This is a genomic window from Microbacterium sp. ISL-59 (assembly GCF_018613945.1).
Lineage (GTDB): Bacteria > Actinomycetota > Actinomycetes > Actinomycetales > Microbacteriaceae > Microbacterium > Microbacterium oxydans_B.
Window position 1 is genome coordinate 1,071,447 of record NZ_JAGGPG010000002.1, and the last position, 20,658, is coordinate 1,092,104.

The window sequence follows — 20,658 nt, forward strand, 5'->3', positions numbered from 1 at the left end:
AAAATGAACGACCAGCGCAGCGCGCAACCGCAGATCGGTGACAACCTGGCGTGGGTGAGTCTCTTCGTGGCGGTCGTGTCTGCGCTGGTCGTTCTGGCGCGGACCCTCGAGATCGCGGGCTGCTCCGGTCGCTGCGACTACCCGACGCTCGAGGCCGTAACCCGCGGATTCTGGATGACCGACCTGATCGTCTTCATCGTCACCACAGGCGTGTACTTCTTCACGAGATCTCGACTCCGTTTGGCCTGGCTTCTCCCGGCAGCGGGCATCACGATCACACTGATCGCCCTCCTCATCACGAATCTCGTGATGAACGGCGCGCTGAACCTCGGATAGTCGCCCGCCATCAAGAGCGTGGACGGTCGGGGCCCGACCTCGCACGCATCGTTCGGACCACGGCCGGAAGCATGACCATCCCGAGCACCCAGAACACCGCGCCCCAGATCAACGCATCACCGATGAACGGCAGCCACTCGTAGGTGGTCGGATAGGGGATGCCGGTGCGACCGGTGAGCCGCAGGGCGACGTCGGCCGGATACGCCGTGAAGGGGTTCGACGAGTGGTCCTGCGTGATCCAGGGCAGAGGAAAGCCGAACGGCACGGACGAGAGGTCGGCATCGGACTGCACGGGCACCCGCTGCGCCACCGTGATCCACCAGGTCACCACGACACCCGACGCCGTCGCGCCGATCGCGGACAGCAGGATGCTCCCGCGTCCCGGCCCGCGAGATACGGCCGGTGAGGCCGAGCGAGAAGCGGCGATGTCTTCCATGCGATCGAGCGGTCAGTCGTCGGCGCGGCTGATCTCGTCGAGCAGGTCGTCGAGGGTATCGAGATCGACGGTGGCGGTGCCGTCGATCTCGCGCACCTCGACGCCCTCGACCTCGAGCTCCTCGTCGAGCTGCACGAGGATCCGCGACTCCGGGAACTGCTTCGGCGCGACGAACGCGAGCAGGGCGGCATCGGCGAAGACGACGACCGACGTCGCCTCGAGATCGTCGCGCAGGTCGATCTGCTCGATGACGGGCTCGTCGTCGACGGCGTCATCGATGTCGGTGGCGACCTCGTCGACCACAGCACGCCACCGGGTCTCCCCGACCGAGAGGATGCGCGACACCGCCGCGATCAGCGCGTCGTGATCGACGTCTTCGCCATGCTCGTCCAGTTCCGGGTCGACGTTCACGTTCACCACGGTGCCGGCCGCGTCGATGCTCGCACGCCCGTAGACGAGACCGTTCTCGGCGATCGGGTCTTCGAGCAGCCCGCTCTCGACGATGCGGGCGAGGAGTGAGTCGAGCACAGGCGAAGTCATGCCTCCAGTCTTTCGCATCCATCGCGTCACGGGGCGATCATCGTCGCAGCAGCGGCGTCAGCACCACGCTGACGGCGGTGATCCCCGCCGCGACGAACAGCACGCCCGGCGCACCCACGCTCGAGTACCCGATCCCGGCGAGCACGGGCCCGCCGGCGGCGCCGAGGTTCAACGCCGCCGTGGCATACGCGCCGCCCAGAACCGGAGCACCCTCGGCCTGGCCGACGATGCGCGCTATCAGCGCCGAGCCGACAGCGAACGACAGCAGTCCGCCGATCAGCCCCCCGAGGAACACGGCCGGCACCGACGCGGAGGCGAGGCCGAAGACCACCCAGACGACGGTCGTGGCCGCGGCACCGACCACGATCCATGTGCGCGCCCAGCGGGCACCCCATCGACCGGTGGCCGCCACCCCGAGGAAGGCCCCGACCCCGAACACGGCGAGGAGCAGGGGGATCCAGGATGCCCCGACCCCGGCATCCGCGCCGATGACGGCGAGGAACGTGAACACCCCGAAGGTCGCGGCGTTCACGAGCACCGCGAGCACCACGGCGACGAGCACCGGACGACGGCGCAGCTCGGCGACCTCCGCGCGCACGTTGATCCGCGGCGAGCGCGGAACGGCGCCGAGCGTGCGGTCGAGGAGCAGCGCGACGACGGCAGGGAGACAGAGCAGCACCACCGCCCAGAAGGTCGAGCGCCATCCGAAGGCGTTCGCGAGCATCGCGCCGGCAGGGACGCCCACGATCGTCGCGAGCGTCGTGCCCGCGAGCAGGACGGCGACAGCCCTGGTCGTCTGCGCCGGCGCGACGATGCCACGCACGGTGGCCAGCGCGATCGCCAGGAATCCGGCGTTCGCCAGCGCGGCGAGCACCCGCGCGACGAGCAGCAGGGAGAACGACGGCGCGAGCGCACCGACCACGTGCGCAGCGATGAAGATCACGAGGAGCAGCACGAGGGTCTGCCGCGGACGCCAGCGGCTGGCGAACACCGCCATCAGCGGCGCACCCACCACCATGCCCACCGCGAACGCGGAGGTCAGCAGGGCGGCGGTCGAGGGGTCGACACCGAGATCGGCAGACAGGGGGAGCAGAAGACCGGCGAGCATGAACTCGCTGGTGCCCTGGGCGAAGATCGCCAGAGCGAGGACGGGGATGAGGAACGGCATGGAGCATCCAGACGCGCAGAGCCCCGCGCGCTCCGAGGCGCGCCGAGCGGCGGGTGAGTGAGGTCGACGAGGATGCGGGGAGCACACGACGTGCGCTCACACCCGCGATCTAGCGTCTATCCGACTCAGGGCTCACCCGCCCAGCGTATCCGACGAGGATCAGCCGGTCGGCGTCCGCCTCCGGCCGAACAGGGGCAGGTCGGCGATCACGATCACGAAGACCAGGTAGGCGGCGCTGAACCCGAGGACGCTCAGCACGGACCCGCCCAGACGCAGGGCGACCTCGTAACCCTCCGAGGATCCCGCCGTCACCGCTCCCCACCCGATGGCGCCGAGCCGCACCTGATTCGTCACCAGGATCAGCACCGTGGAGAGGACCACCGACATGCACACCCGCAGCCCGCTGACGCGTGTCGCAGCCAGGATCACACCCCCCAGCCCCCACAGCGGCGCAGCGAGGAAAGCCACCGGGGACTCGACCGCCGCGGTGAATGCGCCAGGGGTGATCGTGGGCAGCCAGAGGCGAGCGACTTCCGTTTCCAGAAAGACGACCTGCGGCGCCAGGAAGACGAGCACGACAGCGGTGGCGATCAACCCCACCCCCGCGAACAGCCGCACCTTCATCGAGAGCGAAGAGCGGCGAGCAGTCCTGACGCGAACGGTGAGAGGCGGGGAAGCCGTGGGCTGCATCAGGCGTCCTTCGCGATCGGACCGGCCACATCGATCTCCCCGTTGCGGCGGGTCTTCGCCCACCCGTTCCGCCCTCGGACGATCCGGTAGAGCGCGCGGGCACCCGTCAGATAGACGTAGTAGTCGTATACCCACATCCCGAATCCCCAGAGGATGCCCGTCCAGAATCCGGCATCGGGCTCGCTGTACCGACGGTAGAGCGGCCCCCAGATGAAGAAGGGGCCGATGCCGAAGAGAAGGAAGAGGATGGCGAGGACGGGCAGGAGGCCCCAGGGGAGGGCGAATGCCCCGGAGGCCACCCCCACGATCGCTCCGACGACCAGGGTCACAGCGGCGAGGCTGGCCACCACCTGGAAGACCGGGAGGAGCAGGTAGTAGCAGATCTCGAGAATGCCGGCGTTCGTGAGCATCGGAGATCGCACGATCTCGGGGATGTAGCGGATGCACTGCATGTTTCCCTGCGCCCAGCGTGTGCGTTGGACCGTGAACCGTCGGAAATCGTGCAGCGCCTCCTGGGCGACGTAGGTGTCGTGCAGGTGTCGGTTCTTATGCCCGGCCAGCAGCACGTGGATGCCCAGCTCGTAGTCCTCCAGAAGCGAACCGTGCCACGGCCTGTCGGACCTCGCGGCGATGTCATCCAGAACCGAGAGGCGCGTGAACTGGCCGTTGCCGCCGAGGCCCACGGTCTCGGTCCATCCGCGGAGGGACTGGATCGCGGCGATCGGCCCGCGGAACTCGAGGTCCTGCATCCGGATGAGGAATCGCCCGAACGTGTTCCGGGCCCATCCCGCTCCCGGGACGGGTTGCCGGTCGTCGCGGTTCTTCATGTAGACCGTGACCTGCGCCGCCCCGACTTCGGGATCTCCGAACGCGTGGGGGGAGGCCGCCTTGCGGAGGATGTTCTCGGCCACTTCGCCATCGGCATCGACGACGCACACGACGACGCGCGAGCGGTCGGTGTCGATGGGGAGGAACGCGTTCAGTTCGAAGTACGCCGCATTGAGCGCATCCCCTTTGCCGGTCCTCGCCTCGGGGCGCCGGCGCTGGACGAGATGCACGAAGGCGTCTGCTTCGGCGGCCGACTGGACGATCGACGCGGTGCGGTCGTCGCTGTCGTCGTCGATCACCCAGACGTGTGCCTCCGGCACGGTGGAGCGGAGCATCCGAATGGTTCGTGAGATGACGACCTCCTCATCTCGGCAGGGCACGAAGATGTGCCATGCGAAGGCATCCACGCGACCATCGGGGTCCGGCGTGCGGCGCACGAAGGGAACGATGATCATGAAGACGTAGACGAGGAACGTCAGCGTGACGATGAACGAAATGGCGCTAGCGGCGACGAGCATCGCGACCTCGAACAGCGGCGGACAGCCGAGGACGCATCATGCGCTCTCGTCGCGGGCGGCGGCGACGGCGGATCGGATGTGCTCCGCGATGCGCTCGGTGGCATGGCCGTCGCCGAACGGCGACGGCAGGGTATCGAGGTCGGCGAGGGTGCGGGTCACCGTCGAGAGCAGGGCGGCCGTCTCTCGCGCCAGCATCTGCGGGGAGACCAACTGGGTGAAGGAGCCGAGCGCCTCGGGCCGTTCGGTCGAGTCGCGGACGACGAGGACCGGTCGCCCGAGCACCGTCGCCTCCTCCTGGATGCCGCCCGAGTCGGAGACCAGCACCGCGGCGTGCGACGCGAGAGCGAGGAACCGTTCGTAGGTGTACGGATCCTCGGCGATCAGCGCATCCAGCAGGTGGTCGGCATCCAGCGCGGACAGCATCGCCCGGGTCCGCGGGTGCACGGGGAACACGACCGGCCACCCCGACGCGGCGATCTCGTTGAAGGCGTGCAGCGTGGCGAGGAGGTTGTCCGGGGAATCGACGTTCTCCTGCCGATGCAGCGTGGCGAGCACATACACGTCGGGCTCGAGGCCGAGACGCTCCAGCTCATCGACGTCGGATCCGGCGGCGGCGCGCTGCGTCCGGACGGCTTCGACCACCGGGTTCCCGGTGACGAGAATGCGCTCCTCGTCGATGCCTTCCGCCAGCAGATTGGCGCGGTTCGCCGGGGTCGCCGCGAACAGGTCGTCGGCGATGTGGTCGACCATGATCCGGTTGTGCTCTTCGGGCATCCGGCGATCATTGGCGCGGAGCCCTGCTTCGACATGACCGAGCCGCACACCCGAGGCGTTGGCGGCGAGTGCGGCCGCGATCGTCGCGTTCGTGTCTCCCTGCACGACGACGTAGCTCGGCTCGACCTCGGCGATCGTTTGCGCGATCTGCTCGGCCCCCCGCCCGATCTGCGCGGCCCGCGGGAGTCCGCCGACACGGAGCTGGCGGTGCACCCGCGTGATTCCGCAGGACTTCAGGAACACCGCCGACATGTCACGGTCGTAGTGCTGGCCGGTGTGGACGACATAGGCGGCCTCGCCCAGGCTGCGCACCAGCGGCGCGAGCTTGACGATCTCGGGGCGGGTGCCGAAGACGATCATCACCGACGAGCGCGGTAGTTCGACTCGAGCGGACGGTGCGGAGCACTTGTTCATGGGTACCTCGATCGGCCCCCGGGTGGGTTACCCGTGGCCGATGTGATGAGTGGTGAGCGGTGGTCCGGACGACGGTACCTTTCCTCCACGGCATCCCTCGATCGAATCCGTTTTCACATATCGACGTTCCGGCATACATCGGCCGAATCGCCCGGCCGATAAGCTCGGAGCCGTGTCGAACGCCGCATCCTCCGCTCCCGCATCCGCCGCCTCCGACCTCGGCCGCCTCGCCGCCGCACTGGCCGATCCGGCTCCGCTGAACTGGATCATCACGGGCGACTCGATCACTCACGGCCTGGTGCACACGCACGGTGGGCGCAGCTACCCGGAGCACCTGCACGAGCTGATCCGCGGCGAGCTGGGGCGTGTGCGGGACATCGTGCTGAACACGGCGATCAGCGGCAACCGCATCGTCGACCTCCTCGACGACTGGGACCGCCGCGTCGCATCCTGGAAGCCGGATGTGGTCACCCTCATGATCGGCACGAACGATGCTTCCGACGGCGGCCCGCGCGAGGTGATCTCGGCGGCGGACTACGCCGCATCACTGCGGGACTTCGTGACGCGGGTGCGCGCGCTCGGGGCGATCCCCGTGCTGCAGACCCCGCCGGCGATCGACACCCGCAACGCCCCGGAGCGCGCGCGGATCGGCGAGTTCGCCCAGGCGGTGCGCGAAGTCGCCGCGAGCGAAGACGTGATCCTCGTCGATCAGTTCGCCCGCTTCGCCGAGCTCGGCGCGGGCGGAGTCCCCTGGGGGCTCATGGACGATCCGTTCCACCCGAGCGCCACCGGCCACGCCGCCCTGGCTCTCGAGCTCGCGAACGTGCTCGGCATCCGCCCCGAAGGCCCTCGGGCACGCACGCACGCTCTGCTCGAAGGCCTCGTCGCCAACGCGCGCGTCAACGTCTGAGCAAGCCCCGCCGACGGGTCGCCCTGCCGGGGTGAAAGCACTCTGGACGCTGACCTCGGCGCACCACTATGTTGAGCGCATTCGCACTCGACAGTGAGGTGGGGCATGTCGCACGTCGTCGCAACAGGGGCCGGGAAGGCCATGATGGAGCGTCGGAACGATCCGACGCACGAGTACATCCTCGAGCTGACCGGCAAGGAGCGACCCCGGGTCCTCTTCGTCGGGACGGCGACCGGCGATGACGCCGCGTACATCCTGAGCTTCTACTCCACCTACGACTCGGACCGGTGCGCACCGCACCATCTACCGCTGTTCCATCGGGCGGTGGACGACCTCGCCGGCTTCGTGAAGGGCTTCGACGTGATCCACGTCGGCGGCGGCAACACCGCGAACATGCTCGACGTGTGGAAGCGACAGGGCCTGGACGAGATCATGCGCGAGATGTGGGAGGACCCCGACTCGAACGTCGTGTTCACCGGGGGCAGTGCCGGCGGCATCTGCTGGTTCGAGGGCGGCACCACCGACAGCTACGGCCCGACCCTGCAGGTTCTGCCCGAGGGGCTCGGCTTCCTGCACGGGAGCTTCTGCCCGCACTACGACGCCGAGGATCAGCGGCGTCCCCTCTTCCACGCCTCGCTGCTGAGCGGAGAGCTCTCGACCGGGTACGCGGTGGGCAACCTGCAGTCGCTGCACTTCGAGAACTCCGAGTTCGCCACCGCGATCAGCCCCGTCGAGGACGCCCTGGCGCTGCGGGTCGAGGCGATCGACGGGAAGATCGTCGAGACGCAACTGTCGACGAAGGTACTCACCGGGAACGCCCCGATCGTGAAGGGACCGTCGTCATGAACGACAACGTGTGGATCCTCATCGCGCAGCTGATCGTCGTCATCGGCGCGATCTACATGGGCACCCGCACGAGCGGGATCGGCCTCGGCGTCTGGGGCCTGGTCGGCGTGGCCGTGCTCATCTTCGTGTTCGGCGAAGCGCCGGGCAACGCCCCGGTCGACGCGGTCTTCATCGTCATCACGGTCATCACCGCGGCGTCGACCATGCAGGCGGCCGGCGGCATCGACTGGATGGTGTCGGTCGCGGCGAAGGTGATCCGGCGCAAGCCGAAATCCGTCGTGTTCCTGGCCCCGGCGATGTCGTTCCTCTTCACGGTCGGTGCGGGTACGGGAAACATCTTCTACCCGCTGCTGCCCGTGATCTATGACGTCTCGTACCAGCAGAAGATCCGCCCCGAGCGCGCCCTGTCTGTCTCGGCCGTCGCCTCGCAGGTCGGCATCCTCTGCTCGCCCGTCTCGGCCGCGACCGCCTCGATGGTCGTGCTGCTCGCGCCGCAGGGCGTCGACCTCGGCCAGCTGCTGCTGATCATGTGGCCGGCATCGATCGCCGGACTCTTCGTCGCGGCGCTCGTCATGATGCGGCACGGCAAGGACCTGGAGGACGACCCGGAGTTCCAGCGCCGTCTGAAGGAGGGGCAGATCAAGCCGCCGCAGACCGACGCGCACGAGAACAAGCTTCCGAAGACCGCGGTGCTCTCGGCCACGCTCTTCCTCATCGGCGTCGGGGTGATCGTGTTCTTCGGCCTGTTCGAAGGACTGCGCCCCGTCATCGGCACCGACGACGCCGGCGACCCGGTGCGCCTCAGCGTCACGGTCATCATCGAGGTCACGATGGGCATCATCGCCGCCCTGATCTTCGTGTTCTGCAAGGTCAAGGCCGCCGACGTCCCGAAGCAGCCCACGTTCCCCGCCGGTATCGTCGGTGCGATCGCCCTCTTCGGTATCGCGTGGCTCGCCAACACCTTCGTCGCGGCGAACCAGACGCTCATCGTCGACGGGCTCGGATCGGTCGTCTCCGGATCGTCGGCATTCCTGGGGGCGCTGCTCTTCGCGATGGCGCTGTTCGCGGTCGCGATGCTCACCACCAGCCAGTCGAGCGCGACCAATGCGATCGTCCCGATCGGCATCACGATCGGACTCCCGGCGCCGCTGCTGGTGGGACTGTGGCCGTCGACGATGGGCATCTACACCCTGCCCGCCAACGGCAGCCAGGTCGCCACCGTCGCCTTCGACCAGACCGGCACGACGAAGATGGGCAAGTACGTCTTCGACCACTCGTTCCAGCTGCCGAACCTCATCTACGTGGGCGTCGCCATCGTCGTCGGGGTGGGCCTGTCGTTCCTGATCAGCTGACATGACCGACACCGTCGACCGTTCGGCGCTTCGCCAGTTCCTGCTCGGGCTCGCGCAGGGGATGAACGCGTCGGCGGAATCCGTCGACCGCATCCGCGACACGCTCACCGCCGTGGCGCGAGCCTACGGCGGCGACGACACTGACTTCGTGGTGCTGCCGACGATCATCCTCGTCGAGACCGGGGAGTCGGATGAGTCCCGGGTCGCCATCCGCTCGGCGACCAACGCCTCGTTCCGGTTCGATCAGATCGCCGCGCTGTACGACCTGATCGGCGAGGCACGGACCGGCGGCGTCCCGCCGCTCGACGGCATCCGCCGGCTGAACGAGATCGGGGCGATGCGGCCTCGACTCGGCTGGTTCACGCGCACGCTCGGACACGGCGTGCTCACCGCCGGTCTGGCGCTGCTCCTGGCCCCGACCTGGCAGGGCGTGATCGTCGCGTTCATCCTCGGCTTCGGGATCGGACTGCTGAAGCTCGTGCGGTCGCCGACACTGCAGCTGATCCTGCCGATCGCGGCGGCCTTCGTGTGCGCGGGCGCGGTCTTCCTCCTCGCCGAGGTGATCGAGATCGGCGACCCCATCCGGCTGCTGATCGCGCCGCTGGTGACCTTCCTGCCCGGAGGCGTGCTCACCACGGCGACCGTCGAACTGGCCGCGGGGCAGATGATCTCGGGGGCCGCTCGTCTCGTCTACGGGTTCGTGCAGCTCGCGCTGCTGGCCTTCGGCATCCTCGCCGCCGGCGCCGTCGTCGGGGTGGAGTCCCGGTCATACGAGCCGCTCCCCGCATCCGCTTTCCTTCCGTGGTGGGTCGGCTTCCTCGGCGTCCTCGTGTTCGCCATCGGCAACTACCTGCACTTCTCCGCGCCCGCCTCGACCTTCGGATGGGTGCTCCTGGCACTCGTGGTCGCGTATGTCGGGCAGTGGGCGGGGACCGAGTTCATCGACCCCACGATCGGCGGCTTCGTGGGAGCCGTCGCCGTCACCCCCGTGGTGTTCTGGATCGCCGGACTGCGCCACGGAGCTCCGTCGCAACTCACCTTCCTCCCCGCGTTCTGGCTGCTCGTGCCGGGGGCTGCAGGGCTCGTGGGCCTCACCGAAGCGTTCGCGACCGACAACGGGCTCGCCGACTTCACGGCGGCACTCACCTCGATCATGTCGATCGCCCTCGGCGTGCTGATCGGCACCGCGCTGTACCGGGTGGTTCATCACGGGGCCGAGGAGTTCGTGCAGTTCGCCGTGGCGCTGCCCGCTGCTCCGGAAGCGGAGAGGGAGCCGACCGTCTGGTCGCGGCTCACCGAACCCTGGCGGCGGCTGGGCCTGAACCGTGCGGATCGCCGGAGGTAGGCGACGCGAACACCCTGTCGTACTTTCACCGCAGGAGACATACGATTCGACTGTGCCCGCCCAGAATCAGCTCGAGCCCGTGGAGCCCGCCACAGCAGTTCCGAAGGGGACGACCATGGACACCCGGGACTGGGTCCTGTTGGCGGTACAGATCTTTCTCACCGGTCTGATCACGTATATCGCGATTGCGTTCTGGGCGATCACCGCGTCCGGGTACACGGAAGGACTGCAGGTCGTCGGGTTCGCCGTCGGATCGGCCCTGATCACGATCACGGCTTTCGTGATCGGCCTTCCTCTGCGCATCGTGCGCCCGGCCCGTCGGTGGTGGTTCCGCCACGGGATGTGGTTCCTCGCGCTCCTCGTCCTGGGAGTCGGCGGAATGGTCGTGTCGTACTTCGTAGGCGACGCCGGACCCGTTCACTACGCCGACTCCGAGTGGCCTTCCACGGATGGCTATGCGCCGGACGATCGCCTCTTCGTGCCTTCACTCTTCGCGCTGGCGTTGGCCACGATGCATCTGCGTCCACCGACGCGTCGGGAGCACAAGACGGTGAACGCGTGATCGCGATCGAGACCTAGAGAAGAGCCCCCAAGGTCGCTTCGACGTCGTCCATTTCGTACCGGTCACGGAGCTCCGCAAGCAGGACGGCCGGGGTCGTCCTGCGACGCTCGGCGATCACTTCAAGCGCGCGCAACCCGGCTTCCGGGTGGGCGGCAACCGTATTGGCGGCGAACTCAGCCGGGGAAAGCGTCTCGATGGCGGCCGCGAGAAGAGTGCTCGACGTCCGAAAGCCCGCTCGGCCATCGTCGGTGACGATCGCGTCCGCCTTCCCCATGATCGCAGCGTGAGCGACATGACCATCATCTGGGTCCGTCAGCTCGTAGTCGTAGGCACGATCCTTGGCCGCTTCGATCGTGGACCCGGGGAAGGCGGTGCTCATCCGATCGAACAGGCGGATGAGCCTGCGTTCGCTCTCTTCGGTGTCGATGCCGCGACTCTCATAGATCCGGGCCAGCACGTAGTCGAGCTCGAAGAGAATGCCCGTCCCCCACACGGCCGCGTAGGCATTCTCGACCGCGAGCTGCAACAGGAAGTCGCGCTGCAAGCCAGGGACGAGTACGCAGGTATCGAGGACGGCCTTGTACACCCGGAGAGTGTGACATACACCTCAGACGCACACCGGCTAGCGCGCTTTCTTCGCCTTGTGAAGCAGGCCCTTCACCTCGTCTTGGTCGAGATCGCCGAACTCCTTCGCGCTCTCAGCGATGAACGCCGTACGGCGAGCGCGGATCTTGTCCCGGTAGGCCAAGACGTCCGAAAGAAGGAGCTTCCGCCTCACAGCACCCGGCACGTGCGCCGGCAGGTCCCCGGTCTCGATCAGTTGCACGACAGTCGGTCGACTGATACCGAGTATCTCGCCGGCCTGCTGTGTCGTGATCTGCTGGTCGCTAGCGGCGATGCTGACGGACTGCCCTCGATTCAGAGCCTCGACCGCCTGCTTCAGTACGCCGTAGAGCTGTTCGTTGATCTCTACACGATCGTGTTCGCCGTTGCCGCTGAGAAAGAACTGAGGTCGCGCTGCTTCTCCGTGCTGCGGACCATACGAAGCTTCGTGCTCTTCCATGAAGCGCAGGAGCGAAGTGATACTCGCAGCGTGACCCGGCTCGGGGGAGACAGTGGTGTTCTGCACTCGCGCGGTCATTGCGATCCTCCTCCAGAATCATCGGCACCCGGCGATGCGATGAACCACTCACTCTATCTCGAAAACGAAAGTTGCGAAAGTTACGAAAGTTGCGACTTGGCCCCGAGCGTGACGCGCGGCCCACGCGACGGCGGCGGGGAGCGTGCCGAATGGCATGTTCCCCGCCGTCTGCGTTCTGCCGCGCGTTGCTACTGCCGCGATCCGATCTCGTCGATCGGACGGGTGCGCATGGCGGCGGTGGTTCCCGCCCACAGCGCCACGAGCGCCAGGGCGCCCATCGCACCGATGATCGTCAGCGACCCGATCACGGGCAGCGCGGGAATCGGCTGACCCGAGATGCCCATGCTCACGCCGATGAGCGGAGGGATCGCGACCACGACACCGAACACCATGCCGATCACAGCCACCAGCACGGCTTCGATCCGCATCATCGAGCGCACCTGCCGGCGGGACGAGCCGATCAGCTGCATCAGGGCGAACTCCCGCGAGCGCTCCCCGGTCGCCATCACGAGCGTGTTGACCACGGCGATCGCGATGTAGCCGAGGATCACGAGCAGCGCGATGAGGTTCACCCAGCCCTGCTGCGACTGCGCACCCGCGCCCGCTGCCTCCTGGCCCGACCCGTCGCTCACGACGAAACCGCGCTCGGTCAGGGCGGCGCGCACCTCGTCGGCCGCCCCCGCATCGACCGTCGCGAGCGCGAACGCATCGAGACCGGCCGTGGTGTGCGCCCTCACGTCATCCGCGGCCATGGTGAGGTCGCCGAATCCGAGACCGCGCTCGTACACCGCGACGACCGTGGCCTCCCACGGCGAACCGTCGCCGAGGTGGCCGGTGACCGTGCTGCCGATGTCGAGCCCGAGGCTCTGGGCGGCATCCGTGCTCACGGCCACCGTCGTGGCGCCGGCGAGGTCGGTGAGCGCCCCCTCACGCACGCGCAGGTCGAGGCTCTGCGCCGCTCGCTCCGGATCGATGCCCTGCAGCACGTGCTCGTCGCGCTCGAGCTTCCCCTCGAAATCGTAGGAATCGACCACCGCGGCGCTGATCGCGACGCCCGAGGCCTCGGTCACACCCGGGGTCTCGCGGATCGCCTCGACGGCCTCCGGGGAGAGCCCGTTCGGCGCCGTCACCCGCAGGTCGGCGATGACTCCGGCCGTGGCCTGCGTCGCGGCCTCGGCGGCGATGATCGACGGAGCTCCGATCTGCACAAGCCCCAGCCCGATGCCGAGGGCGATCGGGAGGATGGCCGAGGCCAGACGCCGGCTGTTCGCCGTGGCGTTCGCCGAGGCCAGGAAGCCTGCGGACGACAACCGCCGCAGCACAGCGCCGATCAGACGCACGCTCAGCGACACGAGCCACGGCCCGAGCACGGCGAGCGCGATGATGAGGAGCATCGCCGCCCCGGCCGCGGCGCCCGCCGCGATCTGCCCGCGCACCACGAGAGGCACAGTCGACACCGAGATGCCGGCCGCGGCGAGCACGATGCCGATGATGATGCGCGTCAGGCCGATCGCGGGAGCGCCGGTCGCCGACTCCCGGAGCGCTTCGACGGGGTCGAGCTTCGCGACCCTCGAGGCGGCGATGCGCGCCGCACCCCAGGCGGAGGCGAGCACGAGCAGCACCGCGCCGACCGCGGGAAGCGGGCTGAAGGCGAGGGCGAAGTCGCCGGGGATGACGCCTCCCGTGACGAACGCCGACTGCAGCACGGTCGACAGCAGGTACCCGGGCGCGATACCGAGCAGCGCGGCGACCGCCGACACCCACAGCACCTCGCGGGCCACGAGCGAATGCACCTGCGACGGGCTCGCGCCCACCGCGCGCAGCAGCGCGTAGTCACGGCGGCGCGACTGCACCGACAGCGACAGCGTGCCCGCCACGATGAACATCGCCACGAGGATGCACGTGCCGACGAAGGCGCTGCCGATGGCGACGAGCATCGAACGCGCCGCTCCCGAGTCGAGGAACTCGACGTCCCCGCGGGCGTCTCCCGTGCGGGCGACCAGGCCGGGAAAGGCCTCGCGGATCGCGGTGGCCGTCTGCTCGGGGTCATCCCCCGCGACGAAGATACCCAGTGCCTGCGCGGCACCGTCGTGCGGGTCGAGTTGGCCGATGCGCCGCTCCGTGAGGAACACGTGCGCGCTCCGCTCGGGTGCCGCCGGAGCTGCGACCTCCCCGACGACGCGGTACTCCGACGGGATGCCGCCGTGGGCCAGGACGACCGTGTCGCCCACGGCCCGGCCGCTGCCCGCAGTGACGACGACCTCATCGGCCGCCGCAGGCTCCCGCCCCTCGCGCAGTTCGAAACCGGTCAGCACCGTGGCCTCCCAGGGGTGCGCCTCGACGACGGCGGATGCGGCGGCACCGGCATCCGCATCCGTGCCTGCGCCCTGCAGCACGAGCGGAACGGTCACGTCGGCCACGACGCGGTCGACCCCCGGCAGCGCGGCGATGTCACGCGCCGCGTCGGCGGGCAGCGGCGCGCGCTCCCGCAGCGGGACGGGGAGGTCCTCCGGCACATCCACCTGCTGTGGCGCACCCACGACGACGTCGACGGCGGCATAGCGTTCGGGGGCGAGCCCGCCGCGCATGCCGGACTCGACGAGCACGCCGAGCCCCGTCACCAGAGCGCTCGCGACGAACACGGCGACCGCGACTCCGACGAAGCTCCGGCGGTGGTGGCGGAGATCCGCCCGGACGAGCCGGCCCAAACCCAGCGGAGCCGACATCACCATTCCCCCAATGCGCTCATGCGGTCGTTGATCTGCGCAGGGTCGGCGCCGTCGAGGTAGCCCGCGAAGGCTCCGTCGGCGAGGAAGATCACGCGATCGGCGTGCGATGCCACCACGGGGTCATGCGTCACGACCACGACGGTCTGGTTCAGTTCCCGCGCCGTGTGCGCGAGCAGGTCGAGCACCTGCTTGCCCGACCGGGAGTCGAGCGCGCCCGTGGGCTCGTCGCCGAACACCACGTGCGGCCGGGTGATGAGGGCGCGCGCGATCGCCACCCGCTGCTGCTGGCCACCGGAGAGCTCGGAGGGGCGGCGGTGACGGAACTCCGCGAGTCCCACCGCGTCGAGCAGGAAGTCGAGCCACCGCGCCTCGAGGCTCCGACCGCCGAGCCGCAGCGGGAGGGTGATGTTGTCCTCGACGTTCAGGGCCGGCAGCAGGTTGTACGCCTGGAACACGAAGCCCACGTGGTCGCGCCGGAAGGCGGTGAGCTGACGCGCCTTGAGGCTCGAGATCTCGGTTCCCCCGAGGTGGACGGTGCCGCTGCTCGGCCGGTCGAGTCCCGCGGCACTGTGCAACAACGTGCTCTTGCCCGAGCCGGACGGGCCCATGATCGCGGTGAAGGTCCCCTTCGCGATGGCGAGGTTCACGCCGCGGAGGGCGGTGACGCGGCTGGCGCCGGAACCGTAGGTCTTCACGACGGACTGCAGGCGCAGCGCTTCGGCGGGGCCCGCATCGACGACGGGGGCGAGTGGTGTGGAGGTCATGATTCGACGCTAGGGACGGCCGATCCGGCATCCCATCCCGCCCGCTGCCGCATCGATGGTGGTGCTGGCTATACCGTGCGCGGCAGGCCGCTCCGGCAGACTGTGAGAGTGAAGGACGGACGGATGCGACGCTGGTTGCGTGCCTGGGGATACCTGGCCGTCGAGGCCGGTGTCTCGATCGCCTCCGTGGTGTTCCTCAGCATCGGGCTCGCGCTGCTCCCCCTCATGATCATCACCGGCGGCGTGCTGCTGATGCCCGAAGCGGTCCGGGGACTGCACGGGTGGACGGATGTGAACCGCCGCCGCGTCGGCGCCTACCGGGGCGAGGAGCTGCCGCCGATCGGCCACGTGCTCCCGCCCGCCTCGACCATCGACGATCGTCTGCGCTTCGCGTTCTCGCGCGCCACCGGCCGCGACCTGCTGTGGCTGGCGGTGCAGGGGATCCCCGTGCTGTTCCTCTCGCTGCTGACGATCTCCCTTCCGGTCGCAGCGGTCAACTCGCTCGCGATCACCTACTACTGGCAGTTCGCGCCCGCCGACGACCCCGTCAGCTCCGTGTATCCGGTCACGTCGTGGGAGCTCGCGGCGACGATGCCGCTGGTCGCGCTGGCGTACGCACTCCTCGCGGTCTTCCTGATCCCGGCCGTCGCGCGGCTGGTGTCGTTCGTCTCCGCGAAGTTGCTCGCGACTCCCGAGAAGTCGCGCCTCGCCGCCCGGGTCGACGCCCTCACCCTCAGCCGTGCCGCCGCTCTCGACGCGCATGCCGCCGAGCTGCGCCGCATCGAGCGCGACCTGCACGACGGGGCCCAGAACCGCCTGGTGAACGTCGTGATGATGCTCGGGATCGCCGAGCGGGCGCAGGAGACCGGGGGCGACGTGCTCGAACCGCTGCGGCGAGCGCAGGATGCCGCGACCGATGCGCTCGCCGGACTCCGCCGCACCGTGCACGACATCTACCCGCCGATCCTCGACGAGCTCGGGCTCGAAGGCGCGCTCGCGTCACTTGCCGGGCGGAGCGTCGTGCCCTGCACGATCGAGGCGGCCGACGTCGGGAGGGTGCCGGCGGCCGTCGAGTCAGCCAGCTACTTCGTCGTGGCCGAGGCGCTCACCAACGTCAGCAAGTACAGCGAGGCGACGCGGGCATCCGTCGAGGTCGCCCGCGAAGGCGAGGTGCTGCTCATCACGGTCGAGGACGACGGTGGGGGCGGAGCCGTGGAGCGTCCGGGCGGCGGCATCGCCGGCATCCGTCGTCGCCTCGAAGCCTTCGAGGGCACGCTGGAGCTGTCGAGCCCCGTCGGCGGACCCACCATCCTGAGAGCGGAGCTGCCATGCGGATCGTGATCGCCGAAGACGACACCCTTCTTCGAGAGGGCCTGGCACTGCTGCTGCGCAGCGAGGGCTTCGACGTGGTGGCCGCGGTCGACAACGCCGAAGGGTTCCTGGAGCGACTCGACGAGGCGGATGCCGCGGTGGTCGACGTGCGGATGCCGCCCACCTTCACAAGCGAGGGGTTGAAGGCCGCCGCCGAGGCTCGTGCCCGCCGCCCCGGCTTCCCCGTGCTGGTGCTGTCGGCCTACGTCGAGGACCGCTACGCCGGTGAGCTCCTCGCGGCCGGAGCCGACGGCCTCGGCTACCTGCTCAAGGAGCGCGTGGGCAAGGTCGCCTCGTTCATCGACGCTCTGAACCGCGTGGCTGCCGGGGGCACGGTGATGGACCCCGAGGTGATCTCGCAGCTGATGAGCCGCCGTCGCGCCGACGATCCGGTGCAGACGCTCACCCCGCGCGAGCGCGAGGTGCTCGGGCTCATGGCCGAGGGGCTCGACAACGGCACCATCGCCGGGCGGCTCTTCGTAACCGAGACCGCGGTGAGCAAACACATCGGCAACATCTTCGGCAAGCTCGGGCTCGCGCCCAGCGACAGCGGGCACCGGCGCGTGCTCGCCGTGCTCGCATATCTCCGCACCTGACGGCATCCGCTCTGGCGCTCAGGCGCGCTTCGATGCCATGCTGACGGGGATGAAACGCTCCACCAAGATCACCACCGCCGTCGTCGTCGTGGCCGTCGCCGGGCTGTTCGCCGCCGCGGCCCCTGCCGTGGTCAGCGCCGCCCCCGCGGTGTTCGGTGTCGCCTCCTGGGCGTCGGAGCGCTTCGCCGCCGAACCATCGACGGCCCCCACGAGTCGCGCCGTGATCGCCGAGGATCCGGCCCAAGAGAGCCTCGTCTCTCTCGGCGACGGCATCAGCGTTCCCGCCGGCGGCCCCGGTGACTGCACCACCAACGCGTTCATCAACGTCGGGAGCGACGACGGCGAAACGATGCATGCCAAGCTCCTGGGCGAACTCGTCGACATGGGTGAGTCGGAGCTGGCGAGCGGCCCGGTCACCCTCGATGCCGATGGCGAGATCTTCTCGTACGACGTGGAGGCCGGCGACAGCCTCATCGCGATCGGCGAGCGCTTCTGCGTCGACTACGTCACCGTCGGCAGCTTCAACCATGTGCGCGGCTTTGAGCCGATCGCACCCGGGGACGTCCTCTACCTGCGCCCGGATCCGACGCTTCCGTTCGTCGACATCTACTCGCCGTACAACGCCGAACCCGGGTCGTCGACCATCCCGTACTACGACGGTGTGGCGGCGTTCTCCACCGCCGTTGCCACCGCCGACCTGGGTGCCGCGCGGTTCCTGTGGCAGCGCCTGGAGAAGGACATGCCCCCGGAGACGGCGGCCGTGATCACGCGGGCGCTGAGCGACGAGGATCTGTCACTGCTCCGCCGCATGTTCCCGTAGCAGCAGGCACTCTTCGCCGCCGGTCCGTCGGCGGTCGTTCCCGCGCGCCCGGAAACCCCTCGCGGATCTCTTTCGAAAAAGTTCGGTATTCGGTGTTGCTAAGTACCGGTACTCAGTGTTACTTTGTACCGGTACCCAGCAACACTGAGTACCAACCGAAACGAAAGGAGGACCTGATGGGCAAGCAGATGACCGAGATGCTCAAGGGCACTCTGGAGGGCATCGTTCTGGCTCTCCTCGCCGAGCAGCCGGCATACGGGTACGAGATCACCACACGCATCCGCGACCACGGATTCACCGACATCGCCGAGGGCACGATCTACGCACTCCTCGTGCGCATCGAGCAGAAGAACCTCGTCGACGTCGAGAAGGTCCCGAGCGAGAAGGGTCCGCCCCGCAAGGTGTACACCCTGAACGCCCAGGGCCGGCAGGAGCTCGAGGAGTTCTGGACCACCTGGAGCTTCCTCAAGACGCACATCGAACAGCTGGAAAAGCGCAACACCGACAACAAGGAGAACTGACCATGGCTGCGAAGTGGATCGAAGCGATCACCGGATCCCTCGAAGAGAAGAAGCTCTACAAGCAGGCGCAGGCCCGCATCAACTCCCTCCCCGAGCCGTACCGCGAGGTCGCGAAGGCGCAGCAGCGCTACAACATGTACTACGGCGGAGTCACCGACGGCGACACCATCGTGAAGATGTTCCTCGACATCGCCGATCTGTGGGAGCGCGCCGCACTCGACGGCACCCCCGTCAGCGCCATCGTCGGCGACGACCCGGTCGAGTTCGCCGAGAACTACGCCGCCGCGTACGGCGGACGCCAGTGGATCGACAAGGAGCGCGCCCGCCTCATCAAGGCGTTCGACGACGCGAAGAACAAGGAGGAGTCATGACGAATGCAGCCATCTCGGTGCGCGGCATCGAGAAGTCCTACAAAGATCTGCACGTGCTGCGCGGCGTCGACTTCGAGGTCGAGAAGGGCAGCATCTTCGCCCTCCTCGGCTCGAACGGCGCCGGCAAGACCACGGTGGTGCGCATCCTCTCCACCCTGCTGAAGGCGGATGCCGGCACGGCTACCGTGCAGGGCATCGATGTCGCCGCGAACCCGGTCGGCGTCCGCGAAGTGATCAGCCTCACCGGGCAGTTCGCCGCGGTCGACGAGATCCTCACCGGACGCGAGAACCTGGTGCTGGTCGCGAAGCTGCGGCACCTGCCCGACGCCGGGAACATCGCCGACGACCTGCTGGCGAAGTTCCGCCTGACGGATGCCGGAGCCCGCAAGGCCGGCACCTACTCCGGCGGCATGCGTCGCCGCCTCGACATCGCGATGAGCCTGGTCGGCCACCCCGAGGTCATCTACCTCGACGAGCCGACCACCGGCCTCGACCCCGAAGCCCGCATCGAGGTGTGGGACGTGGTCAAGGAACTCGCGAACACCGGCACCACGGTGCTGCTCACCACGCAGTACCTCGACGAGGCGGAGCAGCTGGCCGACCGCATCGCGATCCTGCACGAGGGCCGCATCATCGCCAACGACACGCTGGCCGGCCTCAAGCGCCTGCTGCCGGCCGCCAAGGTCGAGTACGTCGAGAAGCAGCCCACCCTCGAGGAGATCTTCCTCACCCTCATCGGCCCCCGGGCCTCGGAAAAGAAGGAGGACGCAGCATGAGCACGCACTTCGCCGCCGATACGGCGACACTCACCGGCCGCTCCATGCGGCACATCTTCCGCAGCCCCGACACGATCATCACCACGGCGGTCACCCCGATCGCGCTGATGCTCCTGTTCGTCTACGTCTTCGGCGGAGCCCTGCAGCAGAGCACGGGCGCCGAGAACTACGTGAACTACCTGCTCCCCGGCATCCTGCTGATCGCGGTCGCATCCGGCATCGCGTACACGGCGTTCCGACTCTTCAACGACCTGCAGAGCGGAATCTTCGAGCGGTTCCACTCGATGCCGATCGCCCGATCGAGCGTGCTGTGGGCGCATGTGCTCACATCCCTCACGGCGAACGCCATCACCCTGGCGATCATCTTCGGCGTCGGATTCCTGATGGGCTTCCGCACCGGGGCGAGCCCGCTCGCCTGGCTCGGAGTCATCGGCATCCTGCTGCTGTTCACCCTGGCCCTCACGTGGCTCGCGATCATCGCGGGGCTCAGCGCGAAGACGATCGACGGGGCGACCGCGTTCTCGTACCCGCTGATCTTCCTGCCGTTCATCAGCTCGGCCTTCGTGCCGACCGAGACGATGCCGGGACCGGTGCAGTGGTTCGCCGAGAATCAGCCCGTCACCTCGATCGTCAACACCATCCAGGCGCTGTTCGCCGAACAGCCCGTCGGCAGCGACATCTGGGTCGCCCTCGCCTGGTGCGTCGGCATCCTCGTGGTCGCCTACGTGTTCGCGATCATCGCCTACCGGAAGAAGGTCAGCTGATCTTCGCCCAGCGAGACGGGACGCTCCGACCGGGTCACTCGACCCGGCCGGGGCGTTTCGCCGCGCTCGGCGGCGGTTCGGCGTTG

The 20,658-nt window shown here is 68.6% G+C and carries 23 protein-coding genes; 13 read left to right on the forward strand and 10 right to left on the reverse strand.

What is annotated here, in order from left to right:
- Positions 1-3 precede the first annotated feature (3 nt).
- A complete protein-coding gene (locus J7E45_RS09220) occupies positions 4-336 on the forward strand; it encodes a hypothetical protein (protein ID WP_215068696.1) in 333 nt (110 codons plus the stop codon).
- Between the two features lie 10 nt (positions 337-346).
- Here the strand turns inward: J7E45_RS09220 and J7E45_RS09225 are convergent, their stop codons facing one another.
- The 6 genes from J7E45_RS09225 to wecB all read right to left on the reverse strand — a co-directional run bounded on the left by J7E45_RS09225 (position 347) and on the right by wecB (position 5,704).
- Positions 347-772, reverse strand: coding sequence for a hypothetical protein (locus J7E45_RS09225; RefSeq protein ID WP_215068698.1), 426 nt, complete (start codon positions 770-772; stop codon positions 347-349).
- 12 nt (positions 773-784) lie between these two features.
- Positions 785-1,312, reverse strand: a complete 528-nt coding sequence (locus tag J7E45_RS09230) for a cytochrome C5 (protein ID WP_215068700.1) — start codon at positions 1,310-1,312, stop codon at positions 785-787.
- Positions 1,313-1,349: 37 nt separating this feature from the next.
- Positions 1,350-2,480: an MFS transporter gene (locus tag J7E45_RS09235; protein WP_215068702.1), complete on the reverse strand. Its 1,131-nt coding sequence runs from the start codon at positions 2,478-2,480 to the stop codon at positions 1,350-1,352.
- A gap of 159 nt (positions 2,481-2,639) precedes the next feature.
- Positions 2,640-3,170, reverse strand: a complete 531-nt coding sequence (locus J7E45_RS09240; RefSeq protein ID WP_215068704.1) for a hypothetical protein — start codon at positions 3,168-3,170, stop codon at positions 2,640-2,642.
- Positions 3,170-4,516, reverse strand: a complete 1,347-nt coding sequence (locus J7E45_RS09245) for a glycosyltransferase (protein WP_215068706.1) — start codon at positions 4,514-4,516, stop codon at positions 3,170-3,172. Before J7E45_RS09245 ends, J7E45_RS09240 begins: the two co-directional genes overlap by 1 nt.
- Before the next feature lie 36 nt (positions 4,517-4,552).
- Positions 4,553-5,704, reverse strand: a complete 1,152-nt coding sequence (wecB, locus tag J7E45_RS09250; protein WP_215068708.1) for a non-hydrolyzing UDP-N-acetylglucosamine 2-epimerase — start codon at positions 5,702-5,704, stop codon at positions 4,553-4,555.
- Positions 5,705-5,876: 172 nt separating this feature from the next.
- On the opposite strand from wecB, the gene J7E45_RS09255 reads away from it, so the two are divergent.
- The 5 genes from J7E45_RS09255 (at position 5,877) to J7E45_RS09275 (ending at position 10,719) form a co-directional block, all read left to right on the forward strand.
- Positions 5,877-6,614 (forward strand): SGNH/GDSL hydrolase family protein, encoded by a 738-nt coding sequence (locus J7E45_RS09255; protein ID WP_215068710.1) that lies wholly within the window; start codon positions 5,877-5,879, stop codon positions 6,612-6,614.
- A 105-nt stretch (positions 6,615-6,719) separates the two neighbouring features.
- Positions 6,720-7,460, forward strand: coding sequence for a peptidase E (locus tag J7E45_RS09260; protein WP_215068713.1), 741 nt, complete (start codon positions 6,720-6,722; stop codon positions 7,458-7,460).
- Positions 7,457-8,812, forward strand: coding sequence for an anaerobic C4-dicarboxylate transporter family protein (locus J7E45_RS09265; RefSeq protein ID WP_167633008.1), 1,356 nt, complete (start codon positions 7,457-7,459; stop codon positions 8,810-8,812). Before J7E45_RS09260 ends, J7E45_RS09265 begins: the two co-directional genes overlap by 4 nt.
- Before the next feature lies 1 nt (position 8,813).
- Positions 8,814-10,157: a threonine/serine exporter ThrE family protein gene (locus J7E45_RS09270; protein WP_215068715.1), complete on the forward strand. Its 1,344-nt coding sequence runs from the start codon at positions 8,814-8,816 to the stop codon at positions 10,155-10,157.
- Positions 10,158-10,209: 52 nt separating this feature from the next.
- Entirely contained in the window at positions 10,210-10,719 is a 510-nt protein-coding gene (locus tag J7E45_RS09275) for a hypothetical protein (RefSeq protein WP_215068717.1), read from the forward strand.
- A 13-nt stretch (positions 10,720-10,732) separates the two neighbouring features.
- Here the strand turns inward: J7E45_RS09275 and J7E45_RS09280 are convergent, their stop codons facing one another.
- The 4 genes from J7E45_RS09280 to J7E45_RS09295 form a co-directional block, all read right to left on the reverse strand.
- Positions 10,733-11,305 carry a PIN domain-containing protein gene (locus J7E45_RS09280; RefSeq protein WP_215068718.1) on the reverse strand — a complete coding sequence of 191 codons (573 nt, stop codon included), beginning with the start codon at positions 11,303-11,305 and terminating at the stop codon, positions 10,733-10,735.
- Between the two features lie 36 nt (positions 11,306-11,341).
- Positions 11,342-11,860, reverse strand: coding sequence for a helix-turn-helix domain-containing protein (locus J7E45_RS09285; RefSeq protein WP_215068720.1), 519 nt, complete (start codon positions 11,858-11,860; stop codon positions 11,342-11,344).
- A 188-nt stretch (positions 11,861-12,048) separates the two neighbouring features.
- Positions 12,049-14,586, reverse strand: a complete 2,538-nt coding sequence (locus J7E45_RS09290) for an FtsX-like permease family protein (protein WP_215068722.1) — start codon at positions 14,584-14,586, stop codon at positions 12,049-12,051.
- Positions 14,586-15,353 (reverse strand): ABC transporter ATP-binding protein, encoded by a 768-nt coding sequence (locus J7E45_RS09295; protein WP_167633017.1) that lies wholly within the window; start codon positions 15,351-15,353, stop codon positions 14,586-14,588. The genes J7E45_RS09290 and J7E45_RS09295 overlap by 1 nt, the downstream gene beginning before the upstream one ends.
- A gap of 123 nt (positions 15,354-15,476) precedes the next feature.
- Between J7E45_RS09295 and J7E45_RS09300 the strand changes: the two genes are divergently transcribed.
- From J7E45_RS09300 to J7E45_RS09330, 7 genes are all read left to right on the forward strand, one after another.
- On the forward strand, positions 15,477-16,694 hold the full coding sequence (locus tag J7E45_RS09300; protein WP_215068724.1) for a sensor domain-containing protein: 1,218 nt from the start codon (positions 15,477-15,479) through the stop codon (positions 16,692-16,694).
- The gene (locus J7E45_RS09305) at positions 16,682-17,320 is read left to right on the forward strand and encodes a response regulator transcription factor (protein ID WP_215068726.1); all 639 of its coding nucleotides are present in this window, start codon (positions 16,682-16,684) and stop codon (positions 17,318-17,320) included. Before J7E45_RS09300 ends, J7E45_RS09305 begins: the two co-directional genes overlap by 13 nt.
- A 49-nt stretch (positions 17,321-17,369) precedes the next feature.
- Entirely contained in the window at positions 17,370-18,140 is a 771-nt protein-coding gene (locus J7E45_RS09310; protein WP_215068728.1) for a hypothetical protein, read from the forward strand.
- A gap of 176 nt (positions 18,141-18,316) precedes the next feature.
- Positions 18,317-18,661: a PadR family transcriptional regulator gene (locus J7E45_RS09315; RefSeq protein WP_091027655.1), complete on the forward strand. Its 345-nt coding sequence runs from the start codon at positions 18,317-18,319 to the stop codon at positions 18,659-18,661.
- 2 nt (positions 18,662-18,663) lie between these two features.
- Positions 18,664-19,032, forward strand: a complete 369-nt coding sequence (locus J7E45_RS09320) for a DUF1048 domain-containing protein (RefSeq protein WP_215068730.1) — start codon at positions 18,664-18,666, stop codon at positions 19,030-19,032.
- Positions 19,029-19,808, forward strand: a complete 780-nt coding sequence (locus J7E45_RS09325; protein WP_215068732.1) for an ABC transporter ATP-binding protein — start codon at positions 19,029-19,031, stop codon at positions 19,806-19,808. Before J7E45_RS09320 ends, J7E45_RS09325 begins: the two co-directional genes overlap by 4 nt.
- Positions 19,805-20,572 (forward strand): ABC transporter permease, encoded by a 768-nt coding sequence (locus tag J7E45_RS09330; protein WP_215068734.1) that lies wholly within the window; start codon positions 19,805-19,807, stop codon positions 20,570-20,572. Before J7E45_RS09325 ends, J7E45_RS09330 begins: the two co-directional genes overlap by 4 nt.
- Positions 20,573-20,658: the final 86 nt, after the last annotated feature.